This window comes from Pantoea sp. S62, assembly GCF_016658625.1.
Classification (GTDB): Bacteria; Pseudomonadota; Gammaproteobacteria; order Enterobacterales; family Enterobacteriaceae; genus Pantoea; species Pantoea vagans.
Genome location: NZ_JACVVI010000013.1, coordinates 120,694 through 140,245, shown reverse-complemented (window position 1 = coordinate 140,245; position 19,552 = coordinate 120,694). Strand labels below are relative to the sequence as shown.

Sequence of the window (19,552 nt, the reverse complement as noted above, 5' to 3'; positions counted from 1 at the left end):
TTTCTCCCATGCGATACTCAGCGATACGTAGGTTAGTCCTTTAGTGTAACGCTGATAGCAGGGATTAACAGGTTCTGTCAGCCGGGATGCTGAGAGGAAGGCATGCGCTCGTCGGCACAGAGCAGTGAACGCAGTGCGTCAGATTTTACCACCGGGAAGAGCGCACCCTGAAAATCGGCACCATTCAGCTGGCTGACTTTATCGAACAGCACTTCGTCATCAATGCCGCAAATAATCAGCCGGTCACAATGGGCGCGGAAATTATCAATAATGCTCTGAATAAATGGCACAAATGAAGCGCGTTTTGCCAGCGAGTGAATAAATTCTTTGTCGAGACAGATGCAGCTGAATAAATTATCGTAGACCGCATTAGAGGGTGTTTTGCCCGCGCCAAAATGTGAAAGCGCTAAATTAAACTCAGCATGCAGGCTCGCCAGCAGCGGATTATTTTTGCCCAGCTTGAGTTGCAGAAACGTTTCAGTGATATTCAATAGAATGAAAGGCAGCTGTTTTATTTTGCGCATGACTAATTCACTGGCAAGCAGCGTCCGGGCCATGCCTTCATCAATACGGATAAAAGCTGACACGGAATGCGCTTCAAATAATCCGCGATTCTGCTCCAGCAATCCAATCTGGCTTTGCAGCAGACGTAACTGCTGCGACTCATCAAGCTGGGGAAGCAGCAGATCCTGAGGCAGGGTGATGGGCGCACTTTCATGCACAAACTGCGTTACCAGCTCGACAGCGGTCAACCGTCCATCAACATCACAGACAGGATAAAACCAGATTTCCGACTGATAGTCGGCCGAGAAATGAATTTTCATTTTAATGCCAGAATATGCGGCGATAGGGATATCGTATAGGAATGGTCAGCCGCAGGCAATAGTGCCAAATCATTGAAGAGACGAACTTCTTTACCCTTCCATTTCCGTTTGGCAACAACCGATCGCGCTTAAGCCAAATAGTAGTGATAAAACACCGGTTATTAGTGGAATTAAATCAGCCATTATTCTGTTTATTAAAATACTCGTCCTAAACGTTCATTTAAAATAAAACTTTTACTCGTTGTTTTAACTCTATTTAAAATTGGACTTAAGTCTGATTTCGCGAAGGTGCTGTTAAATACGGCGAGCCTGCCAGAACACTTTTCGCCAGTAGACATTGTCGAGTGAGGAGCGAATGACGCCCTGACTGGTCGAGGCGTGGATAAAAGCGTTATCGGTATCATAGATGCCCACATGCAGGCCATTTTCACCGCGTCCGGTTTTGAAAAAGACCAGATCGCCTGGCAGCAGTTCATCTTTGCTGATGCGGGTGCCAATATCGCTTTGGGCTGAGGTGGTGCGCGGCAGTTGCAATGCAAATTTATCGCGGAAGGTCAGATAGACAAAGCCGGAGCAGTCAACGCCGTTACGACTCATGCCGCCATAACGATAAGGCGTACCGCGCCAGTGACCGAGCTGATCGTTCAGTTCCGCTATCACGGTGATTGAATCGGAAAGACGGCCATTAATCGGCGGGGCGTGATGACTGCATCCCGTCAGTAGCAGAACTAAAATCAGCAAACCCAGGCGCATCGCCAAATGTCCTTATCATAAGTTGCAACCGGCATAATGTAGCGGTAAAGCCCGCCAGGTAGCAAGTGTCAGGGCAGAACGGTCAGCAGCGTGCGTCCTTCAAGTTCAATCTGCCGGAAAGCAATCTGGTAGAGCAGTGTCAGGCGCTGCGGCGTCAGAACCTCTGAAGGTTCGCCCTGCGCGATCACCTGCCCGCTATCCATCAGCCAGACCCTGTCTGCCTGCTGCAGACTGTGGTTAAGATCGTGACTGCTGGCGACAACACTAACACCCGACGCGCACAGCGCCGCAATCAGATCGTCCACCGCTTTTTGCTGCCCGATATCCAGCGCCGTCAACGGCTCATCAAGAATCAGCAGCCGCCCGCAGGGGTTGATGTAAGGATCGATCTGGGCACAGACGGCTGCCAGCCGGACGCGCTGCCATTCCCCGCCGGAGAGCCGGGTTAGTGAACGCGATAACTTATCCTGCAGCTGAAGCCGCTGCAGCAGCATGCTGAGACAGGCATCGGCCTGTGGCCCCACCGGTTTCAGGTGCAGACGCAGATAGTGCCAGACCGGCATCTGACTCAGTGGGGCCTGCTGCTGTGGCAGCCAGCCGCGCCCCCTTGACAGTGCCGCGCCGTTCCAGTCACTCAGCGCCTTTTCGTCCAGCAGCACCGTGCCGGAGGCAGGTTGTAGTCCGGCAATCACACTCAGTAAGGTGCTTTTACCGGCTCCGTTCGGGCCTGCAATGTGCAGCAGCTGACCGGCGGCAAGCTCGCCGGTCAGAGGAAGCAGCCGTCCGGGGACGGCGGCCTGTTGCAGGCGCAACAGCATCTATTTTGCCAGCGCCTGTTTAATCGTTTCCAGAATGATGGGATCTTCCGGCGTCATGTCAGGTGCAAAACGCTGGATCACACTGCCGTCACGGCCAATCAGGAACTTTTCAAAGTTCCACAGGATGTCGCCCTGCTCTTTCGGCGCGCGCCCTTTACTCTCCATACGTTCGTAAAAACCGCTGCCTTCCGGACGCACCGCGTCAGGCCGGGCCGCGATCAGCTGCGCATAGAGCGGATGACGCGCCGGGCCATTAACCTCGGTTTTGGCAAACAGCGGGAACGTTACGCCATAAGTGGTACTGCAGAAAGTTTTGATCTCCTCACTGCTGCCCGGTTCCTGTTCCAGAAACTGATTGCAGGGGAAACCGAGGACGCTGAAGCCCTGATCCTGCCAGGCTTTCTGCAGATTCTCCAGCTCTTCGTATTGCGGCGTCAGACCACATTTCGAGGCAACGTTGACGACCAGCAGAACTTTGCCCTGCCACTGTGACAGCGTGGTTTTTTCCCCGTCGAGCGTAACCAGTTCAGTCTCATAAATGTTCATGCTTTTTCCTGTAATGGATGCGGTTGTGGATGCAGAGTAGCCAGCCGAAGCTAGCGCGAAGATTTCACCAGTAAAATAATAAACAGTGGCGCGCCCAGTGTCGCCGTCACGACGCCTATCGGCAACTCCGCTGACGTCAGTGCCAGCCGCGCCACGATATCGGCGGCCAGAAGCACCGCCGCGCCCGCCAGCGCCGATGCTGGCAGCAGATAGCGGTGATCGCTGATGCCGCTCAGACGCAGCAGATGCGGGATAACAAGCCCGACAAAGCCAATGGCGCCGGCCATCGCGACGCTGATGCCCACCAGCCAGCCCATCGCCAGTACCAGCAGGTTACGCCAGTAGAAAAGTGACAGCCCGAGCTGACGGGCGGACGTCTCGCCCAGGGCCAGCAGATTGAGAATCGGCCCGGTCGCCCCCAGCGCGAGCATCACCGGCAGCAGTGCCAGCATCATCCAGCCATAGCGCCAGTCAATGCCGCTGAATCCGCCCATCATCCAGTACATCAGCTGACGCAGATCGAGACTGGTGCTGAAGTAGACCGCCCAGGTCATGATGGCACTGCAGATAATCCCCAGCGCCACGCCGGTCAGCAACAGCCGGGTGACCGAGAGCTGACGATGGGCAAAATGCAGCAGGATTAGCGTAATTATCAGCGCACCGGCCATCGCCGCCAGCCCCAGACTCCACAGCGAGCCGCTGCCCAGCAGCACGCCGAGCACCAGGCCGATACCTGCGCCGTTCGAAACGCCGAGCAGGCCTGGCTCCGCCAGCGGATTGGTAAACAGCGCCTGCATCACCACGCCGCATACCGCCAGCGACGCCCCCACCAGGACGACCGCCAGACTGCGGGGCAGCCGCAACTGCCAGACAAAGAGCTGTCCGCTATCGCTGAACCACGCAGAGGGCGCGATCCAGCTGTCCCCGGCACAGAGGCTGAGACAGAGCAGTGCAGAGAGCATAAGGGCGAGCGCAACCAGCCATTTCTGGCCGCGTTGATCGGCCTGGCGCGCGAACGTATCGAGCAGAGACATAAGCGGGATTAGCTGAGAAAACAGTGATTTGATTGTAGAGGGATTGGTGAAAAAAGAAAGGCTGATGAGGCGGTCTGCGCCGGGATGGCCTGGACTCTAAAGGATAGGATGAGCGGCAATGCTGCATGCTGTCATTATGAAAAAAGGCCGCTTTCGCGGCCTTTTTGAAACGCTGAAATTCAGTCAGTCTCTTTGGGTGTAGCGTTCTCTACGCGGCTTTTCAGCTTCTGTCCTGGACGGAACGTTACTACGCGACGCGCAGTAATCGGAATATCTTCACCCGTTTTCGGGTTTCTGCCAGGACGCTGGTTCTTGTCACGCAGGTCAAAATTACCAAACCCAGACAGTTTTACCTGTTCTCCATTTTCCAAAGCGCGACGTACCTCTTCGAAAAACAGCTCTACTAACTCTTTGGCATCGCGTTTGCTCAGCCCGAGTTTCTCAAACAGGTACTCTGACATCTCAGCTTTTGTAAGCGCCATAGGTTCAATCCCTCAAGGTTGCCTGGAATCGCTCTTTTAATGCCGCAACGCATTTGCCAACGGTCGCGGCAATCTCCTCTTCTTCGAGTGTCCGGCTGGTATCCTGCAAAATCAGGCTGATTGCGAGGCTCTTGTAGCCCTCAGAAACGCCCTTACCGCGGTACACGTCAAACAAGTTTACGCCAACTACCTGATTTACGCCAACTTTCTTACACTCCGCAATGATATCTGCTGCAGGGACGTTTTCAGCCACTACAACGGCAATATCACGGCGGTTCGCCGGGAAGCGAGAAATCTCGCGCGCGTCAGGCAGGACGCGGTCTGCGACCTTATTCCAAAGCAGTTCAAAGACTAAGGTGCGGCCATTGAGATCAAGCTTACGTTCCAGCTCAGGATGTACAACGCCGATAAATCCGATATGTTCATCATGCAAATAAATCGCCGCGCTCTGTCCTGGATGCAACGCCGGATTCGCCTCAGCCCGGAAGCTAATCTCATCCAGTTTGCCGGTTAAATCGAGCAGCGACTCTAAATCGCCTTTCAAATCATAGAAGTCAACTGTCTGACGCGCCAGATCCCAGTGCTCTTCAACACGGTTGCCGCTGATGACGCCAGCCAGCATAAGATCCTGACGGATGCCTAAATCCGCCTGTGTATCTGGCACAAAGCGTAAGCCGCTCTCGAACAGACGTACACGGCTCTGCTGACGGTTCTGGTTATAGACCACCGCACTGAGCAGACCGGTCCAGAGTGACAGACGCATGGTCGACATATCACTGGAGATCGGGCTTGGCAGTAACAGCGCCTCTTCACCCGGATGCAGCAGCTGCTGGATTTTCGGATCGACGAAGCTATAGGTAATCGCTTCCTGATAACCTTTATCCACCAGCAGGTTTTTCGCGCGTTTCAGCGACAGATTCGCTTCACGGTGACGGGTCATGACCAGACCAGCCTGAACAGGTACATCAGGAATATTGTTGTAGCCATAAATACGGGCCACTTCTTCGACCAGATCTTCTTCAATGGCCATATCGAAGCGCCAACTCGGCGCGACGGCCTGCCACTGCCCTTCACCTGCCGTCACGTCACAGCCGAGACGCGTCAGAATGTCGGTAACCTGCTCATCCGCAATCACGTGACCAATCAGACGGTCCAGCTTTTCGCGACGCAGCGTGATCGTGGCGGGTACAGGCAGGGCTGCCTGATGGGTCTGATCGATGATCGGGCCTGCTTCACCGCCGCAGATGGACAGCAGCAGTTGGGTAGCACGCTCCAGCGCGGTATGTTGCAGCGCCGGGTCAACGCCACGCTCGTAGCGATGAGACGCGTCGGTATGCAGACCGTGACGACGGGCGCGGCCAGTGATAGAGAGCGGATCAAAGTACGCACACTCGAACAGGATGTTCTGCGTTTCGCCGTTCACACCCGAATGTTCGCCACCAAAGATTCCGGCCATCGCCAGCGCTTTCTGATGATCGGCGATCACTAAAGTATCACTCTGCAGGGTGGCTTCAGTGCCATCCAGCAGCGTCAGCTTTTCGCCCTCTTTCGCCATGCGCACCACGATACCGCCATCAATACGGTCAAGGTCGAAGGCGTGCATTGGCTGACCCAGCTCCAGCAGAACGTAGTTGGTGATATCGACGACAGGATCGATAGAGCGAATGCCGCAGCGACGCAGCTTCTCTTTCATCCACAGTGGCGTAGCTGCCTTAACGTTAATTCCTTTCACGACACGGCCCAGATAGCGCGGACAGGCTTCTGGCGCGTCAACCTGAATCGGGAACGTGTCGTTAAGCGTCGCCGCGACCGGCTGCATCTCCGGCACCTTCAGCGGCAGGCCGTTGAGCACGGCAACATCACGGGCGATACCGATCAGACCCAGACAGTCGGCGCGGTTAGGCGTGACGCTGATTTCAATGGTGTTGTCGTCCAGCTGCAGGTACGCGCGGATATCGGTGCCAACGGGCGCGTCAGAAGGCAATTCGATGATGCCGTTGTGATCGTCGGAAATACCCAGCTCGGAGAACGAGCAGAGCATCCCTTCAGAGGGCTCGCCACGCAGTTTAGCCGCTTTGATTTTGAAATCACCTGGCAGCACAGCGCCGACGGTCGCGACAGCAACTTTCAGTCCCTGACGGCAGTTCGGCGCGCCACAGACGATATCCAGCAGGCGATCGCCACCGACGTTGATTTTGGTGACACGCAGCTTGTCGGCATTGGGGTGCTGACCGCACTCCACGACTTCACCAACCACAACGCCATGGAACGCACCGGCGACGGCATCAACGCCGTCCACTTCCAGACCGGCCATGGTGATTTGTTCAGACAGCGCAGCGCTGTCCAGGGCTGGATTTACCCATTCGCGTAACCAGAGTTCACTGAATTTCATTGGATATCCTGCCCTTACTTAAATTGTTTGAGGAAACGTAAATCATTTTCGAAGAAAGCACGCAGATCGGTCACGCCATAACGCAACATGGTCAGACGCTCCATGCCCATACCAAAGGCGAAACCGGAATAAACTTCCGGATCGATGCCGACGTTGCGCAGCACGTTAGGGTGCACCATGCCGCAACCCAGCACTTCCAGCCACTTGCCGTTTTTACCCATAACATCCACTTCTGCCGATGGCTCAGTGAACGGGAAATAAGAAGGACGGAAGCGAATCTGCAAATCTTCTTCGAAGAAGTTGTTCAGGAAATCGTGCAGCGTGCCTTTCAGGTTGGTAAAGCTGATGTTTTTATCCACGATCAGCCCTTCCATCTGATGGAACATCGGCGTGTGCGTCTGGTCATAATCGTTACGGTAGACGCGGCCTGGCGCAATAATACGGATAGGCGGCTGCTGAGCCTGCATGGTGCGGATCTGCACGCCAGAGGTCTGCGTACGCAGCAGACGCGTGGCGTCGAACCAGAAGGTATCGTGATCGGCACGCGCCGGGTGGTGCGCAGGAATATTCAGCGCATCGAAGTTATGATAATCATCTTCAATTTCGGGCCCTGTTACCACGCCAAAGCCTAACTCGCCAAAGAAGGTCTCAATGCGATCCATGGTGCGGGTGACCGGATGCAGACCGCCATTCTCGATACGACGACCCGGCAGAGAAACATCAATGGTCTCTTCAGCCAGACGGGCATTCAGCACCGCGGTTTCCAGTGCATCTTTACGGGCATTCAGTCGATCGGTGACCTGCTGCTTCGCTTCGTTGATTACCGCACCCGCTGCAGGACGCTCTTCTGCTGGCAGCTCGCGTAACGTCGTCATCTGCAGTGTCAGATGTCCTTTCTTACCCAGGTATTCGACGCGCACCGCGTCAAGGGCGGCGATATCCGTCGCCCCGTCGATGGCCGCCGTGGCGCTGGCCACCAGTTCTGCGAGTTGGGACATAGTTTCCTCTTTTTCCAGTCAGGCTGGTCAGTTCTCGTTGGGACCTGCCGGTCCAATATGCTAGCGCCAGAAACAAAAAAGCCTCCACGAGGGAGGCTTTTAGCGCGATTTTTCGTTTCTTCTCTTATGCGCAAAAGCCCCCGAATGTCAGGCGCTAAAGTAAAAAAAGAAACGGAAAATAGCAGCATTCATGCTTGCGGTTACCTTGTCATGCGATACAGGGGGTCTATTGAAAAGCTCAGCGACGAAAATGTCAATCTTTTGCGTAAGTTACAGGCAATAAAAAAGGGAGCAAGCTCCCTTTTCCATCTGACTTACGCCAGGGCTGATTTCGCTTTTTCGACCAGTGCAGAGAATGCCACTTTGTCGAATACGGCGATGTCGGCCAGGATCTTACGGTCAATCTCAATGGCTGCTTTTTTCAGACCATTGATGAAACGGCTGTAAGACATGCCGTTCTGACGCGCCGCTGCGTTGATACGCGCGATCCACAGCTGACGGAACTGACGCTTACGCTGACGACGGTCACGGTAAGCATACTGACCAGCTTTGATAACAGCCTGGAAAGCAACACGGTAAACACGTGAACGTGCACCGTAATAGCCTTTAGCTTGTTTTAAGATTTTTTTGTGACGTGCGCGAGCAACTACACCACGTTTTACACGAGCCATTTAGCTCTCCTGTTTAATATTCTGAATTAATGAAAAAAATTTACTTATGCGTACGGCAGGCAGGCAATAACCAGACCCAGATCGCCTTTTGACACCATGCCTTTAGGGCGCAGGTGACGTTTACGCTTAGTAGATTTTTTAGTCAGAATATGACGCAGGTTTGCGTGTTTACGCTTGAAGCCGCCAGAAGCGGTCTTCTTGAAGCGCTTAGCCGCGCCACGTACAGTTTTAATCTTTGGCATTTTAAAAATATCCACTTCGCATTGTTAATAACATGACCCAGACAGGCGAACAGATAACCGCACTGCGCGAACGCTGCGCGGTCATTGCTACTTGAAAGCCTACTGTTTCTTCTTAGGAGCGAGCACCATGATCATCTGGCGGCCTTCGATCTTCGAAGGGAAGGATTCGACAATGGCCAAATCCAGATCTTCACACAGGTCTTTACGGACGCGGTTAAGCACTTCCATACCGATCTGCTGGTGCGCCATCTCACGACCGCGGAAGCGGAGCGTGATTTTGGCTTTATCGCCATCTTCCAGAAAGCGAATCAGGTTGCGTAGTTTGACCTGATAGTCGCCATCATCGGTTCCAGGACGGAATTTGATTTCCTTAACCTGAATAACTTTTTGCTTCTTCTTCTGTTCCTTAGAAGATTTGCTTTTTTCATAGAGGAACTTGCCGTAATCCATAATGCGGCAGACCGGCGGTTCGGCATTCGGGCTGATTTCGACTAAGTCGCCGCCCGCTTCCTCGGCTTTTTCCAGAGCTTCGCGTAATGTGACAATGCCAATCGGCTCGCCATCCATGCCCGTTAAGCGCACTTCAGTTGCGCGGATTTCACTGTTAATTTTGTTCGGACGCGTCGGTAGTACTCGTTTTCCGCCTTTAATACTTTATTCCTCCAATTGGTGAAGATTTCGGCTGCGAATCTCTTGTTGAAGTTTCTCAACAAACAGATCGACATCCATCGATCCCAGGTCTTTACCACGGCGGGTGCGAACGGCAACTTTGCCAGATTCCACCTCTTTATCACCGCAGACCAACATATAAGGGACGCGACGTAATGTGTGCTCGCGGATTTTAAAGCCTATCTTCTCATTTCTCAAGTCTGCCTTCACACGAATGCCAGCATTCTGCAGCTTACGCGTCAAAGACTCAACATATTCCGCTTGTCCGTCGGTAATATTCATTACCACAACTTGCAGCGGTGCCAGCCAGGTTGGGAAGAAACCGGCGAATTCTTCGGTAAGAATACCGATGAAGCGCTCCATCGATCCCAGAATCGCACGGTGAATCATCACTGGCGTCTGACGGTCGTTGTTTTCACCCACGTAGGTTGCTTCAAGGCGTTTTGGCAGGGAGAAGTCTAGCTGAACTGTTCCGCACTGCCAGGCGCGATCAAGACAATCGTACAAAGTGAACTCAATTTTAGGGCCGTAGAACGCGCCTTCACCTGGCTGGAACTCAAACTCAATGTTGTTTTCGTTCAGCGCAGCGGCCAGGTCTTCCTCGGCACGATCCCACATCTCATCTGTACCGATGCGCTTCTCAGGACGGGTGGATAACTTCACCACAATCTTTTCAAAGCCGAAGGTGCTGTACATGTCATAAACCATGCGGATACAGCTGTTCACTTCGTCACGCACCTGCTCTTCTGTACAGAAGACGTGTGCATCATCCTGGGTAAAGCCGCGAACGCGCATCAGACCGTGCAGCGCACCTGATGGCTCATTACGGTGACAGCTACCAAACTCTGCCATACGCAGCGGCAGGTCACGGTAGGATTTCAGACCCTGATTAAAGATCTGAACGTGTCCAGGACAGTTCATCGGTTTGATGCAGTATTCACGGTTCTCAGATGAGGTGGTGAACATTGCTTCTTTATAGTTTTCCCAGTGCCCGGTTTTTTCCCACAGGACGCGGTCCATCATGAACGGACCTTTCACTTCCTGGTACTGGTACTCTTTTAATTTGCTGCGGACAAACACTTCCAGCTCGCGGAAGATGGTCCAGCCGTCATTATGCCAGAAGACCATACCGGGTGCTTCTTCCTGCATGTGGTAGAGATCCAGCTGCTTACCAATCTTACGATGGTCACGCTTCGCCGCCTCTTCCAGACGCTGCAGATAGGCTGCCAGCTGCTTTTTGTCTGCCCATGCGGTGCCATAAATACGCTGCAGCATTTTGTTGCTGCTGTCGCCGCGCCAGTAGGCACCGGAGATCTTCTGCAGTTTAAAATGATGGCAGAACCGCATGTTCGGCACGTGCGGACCGCGGCACATGTCGACATATTCTTCGTGATGATACAGGCCAGGCTTATCGTCATGGCTGATGTTTTCATCAAGAATAGTGGTCTTGTAGATTTCGCCGCGCGCCGCAAAGACGTCGCGTGCTTCCTGCCAGCTGACCTTTTTCTTCACCACATCGTAGTTGGTTTCAGCCAACTGATGCATGCGTTTTTCCAGCAGGTCGATATCTTCCTGGGTCAGGGTACGATCGATGTCGACATCATAATAGAAGCCGTTATCAATGACCGGGCCGATCGCCATTTTGGTATCCGGCCACAGCTGTTTAATTGCGTGCCCTAACAGGTGCGCACAGGAGTGACGGATAATTTCCAGACCCGCTTCATCTTTTGCGGTAATGATCGCAACAGCGGCATCGTCGGTGATGGGATCAGCAGCATCAACCAGTTCACCGTTAACGCGGCCAGCGATACAGGCTTTCGCCAGACCTGGACCGATGTCCAGCGCAATATCCATGACACTGACAGGGCGGTCAAACACGCGCTGGCTGCCATCAGGAAGCGTAATTACAGGCATTTCATGTCCTTATTTGCAGTGGTAAGCCACACGAAAGCTTACATGCAACGTAATGTAAAATGAGTGACCTGGCGTGATATCAGACCCACATTGTCGGAATGTCGCCAGGATTGCAGTGCGGAGCAGATGATAGCAGTTTTCGCCGACGAGAAAAACCATCCCCTTTTCGCTAAGCCATGGAGCGAAAAAAAAAAGCGGCCTGACACACAGTGTCAGACCGCCGGGCTTGCCGCAGGCAAAAATGCGCTTACATCGCGTAAGAGAGCATGATTGAGGTTTTGGTGTCGGTGCGATCTGGCGCAGACTCAGCCGGATTGTTGTTCCAGGTGACGTTGTAAGCCAGCTTCAGCGCGAAGTGGCTATTGATAGCGACCTGCAGGCCGGTTTCAGAGTTCACCGTGGTGTCTTCACCGAAGCTGCTCAGCACGGATACGCCCTGAATAAATTTGGTGGTATCGGTCAGCTGCCACTGATAGCTCACAGCGCCATAGCCCAGCGCCTTGGTCTGATGACCGCCAGCGTGGTAATCGTCATAACGTACACCCGGACCAAATTCCGCACGCAGCGAGTGCACTGGACCGTTCAGGATCTGACGACCGTAACCGGCAGTCAGCACGTCACGTGAATCGTAACCATTGAAACGATCGCTTAACCAGCTCGCCTGGCCAAACAGGTAGTCATAGGAGTTGAGGTTATAGCGTGAACGACCACCGATGTTGTACGTCTCTGAAGAGCGTTCATCATTTGACGAGGTGTTCGCTGCGTTACCCCACAAGCTGTAGGCCATAGATGACTGATACCAGGTCATATTGGTCTGAGCAGTCAGCGATGAACTGGTGGTGTTACCGGTTTGCGCCAGGTATCCCGCAGAAGCAGAACCTTCAAATGGCTTTTTAGCCGTGGAAGGGTCATCCATTGAGGTGAATACGGCGTTATCGGCCAGTGCCTGGTGACAAAACGCTCCGGCGGAGAGCAAAAGAACAGCAGACAGCTTGTTATAGGCTTTCATTAAATGTGATCCGTGCGACTGTTTAAAAAACGGAGAGTCTGAAGCGTTTTGCCGGGCATTCAATGCAATTTACGGTAAGTTTTGTAAAAAATTATTAACTTACACAAAATGCCTGGAATCACCCTGACAACCCATGTTAATTGGGACTCATCTTATTAACGTCGCGCATTATAGTGCTGCCCAAATGAAAAGCCAGACGTAACGGCAGAAAGATTTTTACGTCATGGGCAGTACTCCTGACACTGATTTACGCTATGCGTCACGACAGACACCCAGCATCTCTTTCATAATTCGCCTGAATTTTCACCATAGTCTACGCTCAGTTCAGTTTCTCTTTCCCGGAGGTGCCTTATGAGCAACACTGCCCTGACCCGCTATATCGTGACCTTTCATTATCAGGAGTCGGGATTAAGTGACATCCTGGAGCTGACCAGCGCGATGACCGCCGCCGGTTTCACCACCACACTGGCCGATGAAAATGGCCATCCCCATGAGCTGGGCACGAACAGTTATGGCATTGTCAGTACGCTGGACGCTGAGGATCTGCGACAGCAGGTTGCGGCTGCCGGTGAAAACGCCCTGGGTCAGAAACCGGATGTGACTGTCATTACCTTTGAAGAGTATCTGCGGGACACTGCCAGTCATCGCCCCGCCACCTCAGCGCCGGAATAAAAAGGTGCAATCACGCTGGTTTTGGTGAATATTCAGGCATCAGCATCGGACTTACGCAGCGAACAACGAGGATAGCCCTATGTGGTCAGCCATCAGTCGTCTGTTAAGCGAGCAGTTAGGCAACGCCGAAATCACTCAACGTCACGCCCTTGCGGGTGGTGATATCCATCCCACCTGGCATATTCGCTACGGTGATCACGATGTCTTTGTCAAAAGTAACAGCCGCGAGATGCTGTCGCTTTTTACCTGGGAAGCCGACCAGCTTGCCTTGCTGGCGCGCACCGGCACGGTTCGGGTGCCAGAAGTGTATGGTGTGGGTCATCATCGCGAGGAGAGCTTTCTGTTGCTGGAATACATCAGGCCACAGCCGCTTGATGAGCAGAGTGCATATCAGCTGGGTCAGCAGCTGGCGCACCTGCACCAGTGGAGCGAACAGACGCAGTTCGGCCTCGATTTCGACAACAACATCACCACCACGCCCCAGCCCAATAGCTGGCTGCGGCGTTGGTCGGTCTTTTTTGCCGAACAGCGCATTGGCTGGCAGCTGCAACTGGCGGCCGAAAAGGGAATTCAGTACGGGGATACCGAGCTGATTATCGCCTCCGTGCAGCGGGTGCTTGCGTCACATCATCCGCAGCCGTCGCTGCTGCATGGCGATCTCTGGCCTGCTAACTGCGCCAGCAGCGGCAATGGCCCCTGGCTGTTCGATCCCGCCTGCTACTGGGGCGACCGTGAGTGCGATTTAGCCATGCTGAGCTGGTACCCTGACCTGCCCCGCCAGATTTATGACGGTTATCAGGCTGTGTGGCCCCTGCCGGATGGTTTTTCGCAGCGTCTGCCGGTCTACCAGCTCTACTATCTGCTGAACCGGGCTAACGTGTTTGGCGGGCACTGGCCTGGCGATGCGCAGTTCGCCATTGGCCAGTTGCTGGATGAGGATGCGCTCGGCACCCGTCAGGCCAGACCGGCCTGACGGCGTTCACGGTCAGATAAAGCCCAGCAGCGACAGCGCAAAATATCCGGCTATCGCAATCACCACTGGCAGGATATAAAGCGGGAAGATCTGCAGGAAGATGGTGTGACGAGGAACGCGCACCTTCTCTTCCAGTTGCTGACGGCTGCGTCCTTCACTGCCCTTTGCCTGCTCCAGAATCATCTGATCTTCAATGCCCTCTTTGACGTGACGTGCCTGCCGTCCCATCCGCGCGCCTGATGATTCCAGCGCCAGCCCGACAAAAATCAGAATGTAGATCAGCCAGAAACCCAGATTCATCTGACCGTTAAATTCCGGTACCGGCGAGTTATGCCAGAAAACGTTCAGGAATGGCGTGTTGAAGCGCAGCATATCGACAATGACATGGACGAAATCAAGCATAACGGCGTCAATGCCCGGCTGCTTCTCGCTGTGCTTAAACATAAAGCTCAATACCGAAATAATGGTCGACAACAGTGCCACTAAAAAGAGCACCCAGCCCACCACGCGCTTAAGGATGGCGATACGGCCAGCCTGTTGATAGGTCATAATATCTCCTGAACCTGGAATCCAATTTGCCGTCAGTCTACCTGCCAACGAAGAAATTTCCCAAATAAAGCGTGGTCAATCGGATGAAGCATGCGTCAGCAGAGAATGATGTTATGGTTAAACCGACTTTATTTATAAGGAGACCGCTGATGACCTGGCACCGCCCTGTCCTTGCTGCCCTGTTTGATATGGATGGCTTACTGATCGATTCTGAACCGCTGTGGGATCAGGCTGAACTGGATATCTTTTCAACGCTGGACGTCGACCTGTCACGACGCAGTGAAATGCCCGATACCCTTGGCCTGCGTATCGACCAGACTGTGCGGATGTGGTACGAAACGCTGCCCTGGCAGGGCCCCTCTCAGCAGGAGGTTACTGACCGTATTATTGCGCGCGCCATGACGCTGGTGGATCAGACGCGGCCGCTTCTGCCTGGCGTGGAAACGGCGCTGCAGCTGTGCCAGGAGCAGGGAATGAAAATCGGCCTGGCCTCAGCATCGCCGCTCATGATGCTGGAACAGGTACTGGAGATCTTCAACCTGCGCCACTATTTCGATGTGCTGGCTTCAGCAGAAGCACTGCCCTACAGCAAGCCCCATCCGCAGGTCTACCTTAACGCCGCCGCCAGCCTGGCAATTGATCCACTCAACTGCGTCACGCTGGAAGACTCGTTCAATGGCATGATCGCCACCAAAGCGGCCCGCATGCGGTCGATTGTGGTGCCTGCCGCTGAACACCGCAATGACCCGCGCTGGGCGCTGGCGGATGTCCGGCTGGACAATCTGACCCAGCTTAGCCTGCAGCATCTGCAGGGATGATAAACAGCCCGCGCATAGCGGGCTTTTTTTTGCCCGCTGCGCCTGCCGGTTGATCTGCTCCGCAAAAAAATAAAACAACGTTTCATTTTTATTGAATTCCCATCTCGCTCTGCCTAAGATGCCCGAAGCGTCCCCATTCGGGGCATGAATAACCTGACCTGCAGAGAGGCCTGAGATGGACGTTCGCCAAAGCATTCACAGCGATCACGCTAAACAGCTCGACACTGACGCGCTGCGCCGCGAGTTTCTGATTGAGACGATTTTTTCCGCTGACAATTACACCCTGACCTACAGTCACATCGACCGCATCATCATTGGCGGCGTGATGCCGGTTAACAAGCCAGTCACTATCGGTGATGAGATGGGAAAGCAGCTGGGCGTCAGTTACTTTCTTGAGCGCCGCGAGCTGGGCATGATCAACATTGGCGGCCCGGGTCTGGTTGAGGTCGACGGTAAAGCCTGGGAGATCGGTCATGAAGAGGCGCTTTACATTGGTAAAGGTGCGCGCAACCTGCTGTTCCGCAGCCTGAACCCGGCCCAGCCCGCTAAATTTTATTACAACAGCGCACCCGCACACTGCACCTTCCCGGATAAGAAGATAACGTTACAGGAAGCCGCAACTGCCACGCTGGGTGATGCTGCTACTGCCAATCGTCGCACCATTAACAAATTTATCGTGCCGGATGTGCTGCCCACCTGCCAGCTCACCATGGGCTTAACCCGACTGGATGAAGGCAGCCTGTGGAACACCATGCCCTGTCACACCCATGAACGGCGCATGGAAGCCTATTTCTACTTCGATATGAGCGAAGAGAGCGCGGTCTTCCACATGATGGGAGAACCCCGGCAAACCCGCCATCTGCTGGTACATAACGAGCAGGCGGTCATCTCACCCAGTTGGTCAATTCATGCCGGCGTCGGCACCCAGCGTTACACATTTATCTGGGGCATGGTGGGTGAGAATCAGGTCTTTGATGACATGGACCACGTCAAAATCAGCGAACTGCGTTAAGCAGAGGAGAAGCATAAATGGTACTGAATACGTTTGATTTAAAAGGCAAAGTGGCAATGGTGACCGGTTGTAATACCGGTCTGGGTCAGGGTATGGCTCTGGGGCTGGCTCAGGCTGGCTGCGACATTGTCGGCGTTAACCGTTTCGAACCTGACGAAACGCAGCGTAAAGTTGAAGCACTTGGCCGCCGTTTCTGGTCGATATCGGCTGACCTGATGAAATCTGATGTTGCGTCGCAGGTTGTTGAGCAGGCGGTCGCAGCCGCGGGCAGAATTGATATTCTGGTCAACAACGCCGGGATTATCCGTCGTGAAGATGCACTGAACTTCAGCGAGCAGGACTGGGATGATGTGATGAACATCAACAGTAAAACGGTCTTTTTCCTGTCACAGCAGGTAGCCCGGCAGTTTATTGCTCAGGGTAGCGGCGGCAAGATTATCAATATCGCCTCTATGCTGTCGTTCCAGGGCGGCATCCGCGTGCCTTCCTATACAGCGTCGAAAAGCGCAGTCATGGGTTTAACGCGTCTGATGGCGAACGAGTGGGCGAAGCATGGCGTTAATGTTAATGCGATTGCCCCAGGCTATATGGCTACCGATAACACTGAACAGCTGCGTAAAGACCAGGCCCGAAGCGATGAGATTCTGGGGCGTATCCCGGCAGGACGCTGGGGCGTGCCTGATGACATGATGGGCCCGGTAGTTTTCCTGGCCTCTTCCGCGTCTGACTACGTTAATGGCTATACACTGGCGGTAGATGGCGGCTGGCTGGCTCGTTAATCTTTCTGGCAGAGCGGGCGGACAGTGTTTCATCACTGTCCGCCTTGTTAAAAATATTCATGCTTCGTTACAGCGTCACATGTTCTCATTTACTGGATAAATCCCTATACTGGATGCATCGACAGCTTTCTTTGCAACCAGGTTCTATCATGACGGGCGAAGGCCACATCATTTTTGCCATTGCCAGCGCTATTTTTGCCAAACGTGCTGAGCTGACACCCGTACTGGCGCAGGCCGACTGGTGGCATCTCGTTCCTTCAGCCCTGCTGACATGCCTCCTGCCCGATATCGATCACCCCAAATCTCTGCTGGGACAGCGACTACGCTGGCTTTCTCATCCTATTGCGCGCGCGTTCGGCCATCGGGGCTTTACCCATAGTTTGCTGGCGGTGGCGGCCGGTTTATGGCTTTTTCAGATAAACCTGCCCCAGTCGTCGCCGATACCGGCAGACGTACTACAGGGTCTGACGCTGGGCTACCTCAGCCATATTGTGGCTGATATGCTGACGCCCGCCGGGGTTCCGCTGCTGTGGCCCTGCCGCTGGCGCTTCCGTCTGCCGATTCTGCGCAGTCAGAAAGGAAATCAGCTTGAGCGGGCGTTATGTCTGGGACTGGTAGGCTATGCGCTGTGGTTCCCGGTCGGCATGCCATCTTTTGGTGCAAACGGCTGGCCGGCTCAGCTGTTTGATACGCTACAAAATGGCGTCGGACGGTTAATTTCCAGTCATACTGCGCAATAAAGCCGCACAAAACGTCATTAAGTTATAAACCATGCCATTTGGATATAAGGTGCCCTCTCCGCCTGCTGTTACCATTCCCGCTGTCTTAATTCGTGATTAACATTATGCGGCTTTCCCGGGTGGGAAAGCCGCATTACTCTGGAGTTTCAGTATGGACCTTCCTCTTACGCTCAATATCGTGGCCTTTGTGGTGCTGCTGGTATTGCTCTCCCGCTTCAGCCGTCAGAACTGGAGCCTGTCGAAAAAAGTGCTGACCGGTCTGGTGATCGGCGTGCTGTTCGGCCTGGTTTTGCAGTTGATCTACGGCGAAAACAGCGCAGTGGTAAAAGAGTCTATCAGCTGGTTTAACATCGTCGGTAATGGCTATGTCCAGTTGCTGCAGATGGTGGTGATGCCGCTGGTGTTCGTTTCTATTCTGAGTGCGGTGGCCCGTCTGCATAACGCCTCGTCGCTGGGGAAAATCAGCGTACTGACCATTGGCGTACTGCTGTTTACCACCGCGATTTCGGCGCTGGTCGGCGTCTTCGTCACCGGCCTGTTTGGTCTGAGCGCAGAAGGTCTGGTACAGGGTGTGCAGGAAACCGCGCGGCTGAGTGCGATCCAGAGCAACTATGTCGGCAAAGTCTCTGACCTGAGCGTGCCACAGCTGGTGCTTTCCTTTATCCCGAAAAACCCGTTTGCCGATCTGACCGGCGCTAATCCAACGTCAATTATCAGCGTCGTCATCTTTGCCGCATTCCTGGGTGTGGCTGCCCTGCAGTTGCTGAAAGATGATGAAGTGAAAGGTCAGCGCGTGCTGGTCGCAATCGACACGCTGCAGTCATGGGTTATGAAGCTGGTGCGTTTAGTGATGAAACTGACGCCATATGGTGTGCTGGCGCTGATGACCAAAGTGGTTGCCGGTTCAAACCTGCAGGACATCATCAAGCTGGGCAGCTTTGTGGTCGCCTCTTACCTCGGTCTGGCCATCATGTTTGGTGTTCATGCTCTGCTGCTGTCGGTGAATGGCATCAACCCGCTGCGCTTCTTCCGTAAAGTGTGGCCGGTGATCACCTTCGCCTTCACCAGCCGCTCCAGCGCAGCGAGCATTCCGCTGAGCGTAGAGACGCAGACCCGTCGTCTTGGCGTGCCGGAGTCGATTGCCAGCTTCGCGGCATCCTTCGGTGCCACTATCGGCCAGAACGGCTGTGCCGGTCTCTATCCGACCATGCTGGCCGTAATGGTTGCGCCAACTGTCGGGATCAACCCGTTTGACCCGCTGTGGATTGCAACCCTGGTCGGGATCGTCACGCTGAGCTCTGCAGGTGTGGCGGGCGTCGGCGGCGGTGCCACCTTTGCCGCCCTGATTGTTCTGCCTGCGATGGGCCTGCCTGTCACCCTGGTGGCGCTGCTAATCTCCATTGAGCCGCTGATTGATATGGGTCGTACGGCACTGAACGTCAATGGTTCGATGACCGCGGGTTCCCTGACCAGCCGCTGGTTAGGTCTGACCGATAAGCGCGTACTGGAAAGTGACGACAACGCCGAGCTGGCGCACCGTTAATCTGCTGTAAGCCTGGCGCGCCCGCGCCAGGTTATTTCTGCCCTTCCTCTCCATAATCCTCCCCATTGATGGCGACGCCGTTAAGAAAGCGTTAAGCATGGTAAACAGGCGAAA

General features: G+C 54.1%; 22 protein-coding genes and 1 other annotated feature. Of the genes, 7 read left to right on the top strand and 15 right to left on the bottom strand.

Features of this window, described 5'->3' with window-relative positions; translation table 11 throughout:
- Positions 1 to 77 precede the first annotated feature (77 nt).
- From IBT54_RS17940 to IBT54_RS17875, 14 genes are all read right to left on the bottom strand, one after another.
- Entirely contained in the window at positions 78 to 824 is a 747-nt protein-coding gene (locus IBT54_RS17940; protein ID WP_201252611.1) for an EAL domain-containing protein, read from the bottom strand.
- Between the two features lie 294 nt (positions 825 to 1,118).
- Positions 1,119 to 1,577, bottom strand: coding sequence for a C40 family peptidase (locus tag IBT54_RS17935; protein WP_013357687.1), 459 nt, complete (start codon positions 1,575 to 1,577; stop codon positions 1,119 to 1,121).
- 68 nt (positions 1,578 to 1,645) lie between these two features.
- Positions 1,646 to 2,395: a vitamin B12 ABC transporter ATP-binding protein BtuD gene (gene btuD / locus IBT54_RS17930; protein ID WP_195857051.1), complete on the bottom strand. Its 750-nt coding sequence runs from the start codon at positions 2,393 to 2,395 to the stop codon at positions 1,646 to 1,648.
- The gene (locus IBT54_RS17925) at positions 2,396 to 2,941 is read right to left on the bottom strand and encodes a glutathione peroxidase (protein ID WP_013357685.1); all 546 of its coding nucleotides are present in this window, start codon (positions 2,939 to 2,941) and stop codon (positions 2,396 to 2,398) included.
- 50 nt (positions 2,942 to 2,991) lie between these two features.
- Positions 2,992 to 3,975 (bottom strand): vitamin B12 ABC transporter permease BtuC, encoded by a 984-nt coding sequence (gene btuC / locus IBT54_RS17920; RefSeq protein ID WP_201252610.1) that lies wholly within the window; start codon positions 3,973 to 3,975, stop codon positions 2,992 to 2,994.
- Positions 3,976 to 4,154: 179 nt separating this feature from the next.
- Entirely contained in the window at positions 4,155 to 4,457 is a 303-nt protein-coding gene (ihfA, locus tag IBT54_RS17915) for an integration host factor subunit alpha (RefSeq protein ID WP_003853259.1), read from the bottom strand.
- 4 nt (positions 4,458 to 4,461) lie between these two features.
- On the bottom strand, positions 4,462 to 6,849 hold the full coding sequence (gene pheT / locus IBT54_RS17910; protein ID WP_195857052.1) for a phenylalanine--tRNA ligase subunit beta: 2,388 nt from the start codon (positions 6,847 to 6,849) through the stop codon (positions 4,462 to 4,464).
- Positions 6,850 to 6,863: 14 nt separating this feature from the next.
- The gene (gene pheS, locus IBT54_RS17905; protein WP_013357682.1) at positions 6,864 to 7,847 is read right to left on the bottom strand and encodes a phenylalanine--tRNA ligase subunit alpha; all 984 of its coding nucleotides are present in this window, start codon (positions 7,845 to 7,847) and stop codon (positions 6,864 to 6,866) included.
- Between the two features lie 71 nt (positions 7,848 to 7,918).
- Positions 7,919 to 8,044, bottom strand: a sequence feature (Phe leader region).
- Positions 7,995 to 8,039 carry a pheST operon leader peptide PheM gene (gene pheM / locus IBT54_RS17900; RefSeq protein WP_106120997.1) on the bottom strand — a complete coding sequence of 15 codons (45 nt, stop codon included), beginning with the start codon at positions 8,037 to 8,039 and terminating at the stop codon, positions 7,995 to 7,997. It overlaps the preceding feature by 45 nt.
- 117 nt (positions 8,045 to 8,161) lie before the next feature.
- Complete coding sequence (gene rplT / locus IBT54_RS17895) at positions 8,162 to 8,518, bottom strand: 50S ribosomal protein L20 (protein ID WP_003853267.1); 357 nt, start codon at positions 8,516 to 8,518, stop codon at positions 8,162 to 8,164.
- A gap of 44 nt (positions 8,519 to 8,562) precedes the next feature.
- Entirely contained in the window at positions 8,563 to 8,760 is a 198-nt protein-coding gene (rpmI, locus tag IBT54_RS17890; protein WP_004157374.1) for a 50S ribosomal protein L35, read from the bottom strand.
- Between the two features lie 99 nt (positions 8,761 to 8,859).
- Positions 8,860 to 9,411 carry a translation initiation factor IF-3 gene (infC, locus tag IBT54_RS17885; protein ID WP_033732471.1) on the bottom strand — a complete coding sequence of 184 codons (552 nt, stop codon included), beginning with the start codon at positions 9,409 to 9,411 and terminating at the stop codon, positions 8,860 to 8,862.
- Positions 9,412 to 9,414: 3 nt separating this feature from the next.
- The gene (thrS, locus tag IBT54_RS17880; protein WP_013357680.1) at positions 9,415 to 11,343 is read right to left on the bottom strand and encodes a threonine--tRNA ligase; all 1,929 of its coding nucleotides are present in this window, start codon (positions 11,341 to 11,343) and stop codon (positions 9,415 to 9,417) included.
- A gap of 247 nt (positions 11,344 to 11,590) precedes the next feature.
- Positions 11,591 to 12,352 carry a YdiY family protein gene (locus tag IBT54_RS17875; RefSeq protein ID WP_013357679.1) on the bottom strand — a complete coding sequence of 254 codons (762 nt, stop codon included), beginning with the start codon at positions 12,350 to 12,352 and terminating at the stop codon, positions 11,591 to 11,593.
- 351 nt (positions 12,353 to 12,703) lie between these two features.
- Here IBT54_RS17875 and ghoS point away from each other — a divergent pair, with 351 nt between their 5' ends.
- A complete protein-coding gene (gene ghoS, locus IBT54_RS17870; RefSeq protein WP_013357678.1) occupies positions 12,704 to 13,024 on the top strand; it encodes a type V toxin-antitoxin system endoribonuclease antitoxin GhoS in 321 nt (106 codons plus the stop codon).
- 79 nt (positions 13,025 to 13,103) lie between these two features.
- Complete coding sequence (locus IBT54_RS17865; RefSeq protein ID WP_147788258.1) at positions 13,104 to 13,997, top strand: fructosamine kinase family protein; 894 nt, start codon at positions 13,104 to 13,106, stop codon at positions 13,995 to 13,997.
- Between the two features lie 12 nt (positions 13,998 to 14,009).
- Here the strand turns inward: IBT54_RS17865 and IBT54_RS17860 are convergent, their stop codons facing one another.
- Positions 14,010 to 14,546 carry a YniB family protein gene (locus tag IBT54_RS17860; protein ID WP_147788259.1) on the bottom strand — a complete coding sequence of 179 codons (537 nt, stop codon included), beginning with the start codon at positions 14,544 to 14,546 and terminating at the stop codon, positions 14,010 to 14,012.
- A 149-nt stretch (positions 14,547 to 14,695) separates the two neighbouring features.
- Here IBT54_RS17860 and hxpB point away from each other — a divergent pair, with 149 nt between their 5' ends.
- The 5 genes from hxpB (at position 14,696) to IBT54_RS17835 (ending at position 19,438) form a co-directional block, all read left to right on the top strand.
- The gene (hxpB, locus tag IBT54_RS17855; protein ID WP_147788260.1) at positions 14,696 to 15,364 is read left to right on the top strand and encodes a hexitol phosphatase HxpB; all 669 of its coding nucleotides are present in this window, start codon (positions 14,696 to 14,698) and stop codon (positions 15,362 to 15,364) included.
- A 175-nt stretch (positions 15,365 to 15,539) separates the two neighbouring features.
- Positions 15,540 to 16,376, top strand: coding sequence for a 5-dehydro-4-deoxy-D-glucuronate isomerase (gene kduI, locus IBT54_RS17850; RefSeq protein ID WP_201252609.1), 837 nt, complete (start codon positions 15,540 to 15,542; stop codon positions 16,374 to 16,376).
- 17 nt (positions 16,377 to 16,393) lie between these two features.
- Positions 16,394 to 17,155: a 2-dehydro-3-deoxy-D-gluconate 5-dehydrogenase KduD gene (kduD, locus tag IBT54_RS17845; RefSeq protein ID WP_013357673.1), complete on the top strand. Its 762-nt coding sequence runs from the start codon at positions 16,394 to 16,396 to the stop codon at positions 17,153 to 17,155.
- A 149-nt stretch (positions 17,156 to 17,304) separates the two neighbouring features.
- Positions 17,305 to 17,895 carry a metal-dependent hydrolase gene (locus tag IBT54_RS17840; RefSeq protein ID WP_033782918.1) on the top strand — a complete coding sequence of 197 codons (591 nt, stop codon included), beginning with the start codon at positions 17,305 to 17,307 and terminating at the stop codon, positions 17,893 to 17,895.
- A 151-nt stretch (positions 17,896 to 18,046) separates the two neighbouring features.
- Positions 18,047 to 19,438, top strand: a complete 1,392-nt coding sequence (locus IBT54_RS17835) for an L-cystine transporter (protein WP_033732462.1) — start codon at positions 18,047 to 18,049, stop codon at positions 19,436 to 19,438.
- Positions 19,439 to 19,552: the final 114 nt, after the last annotated feature.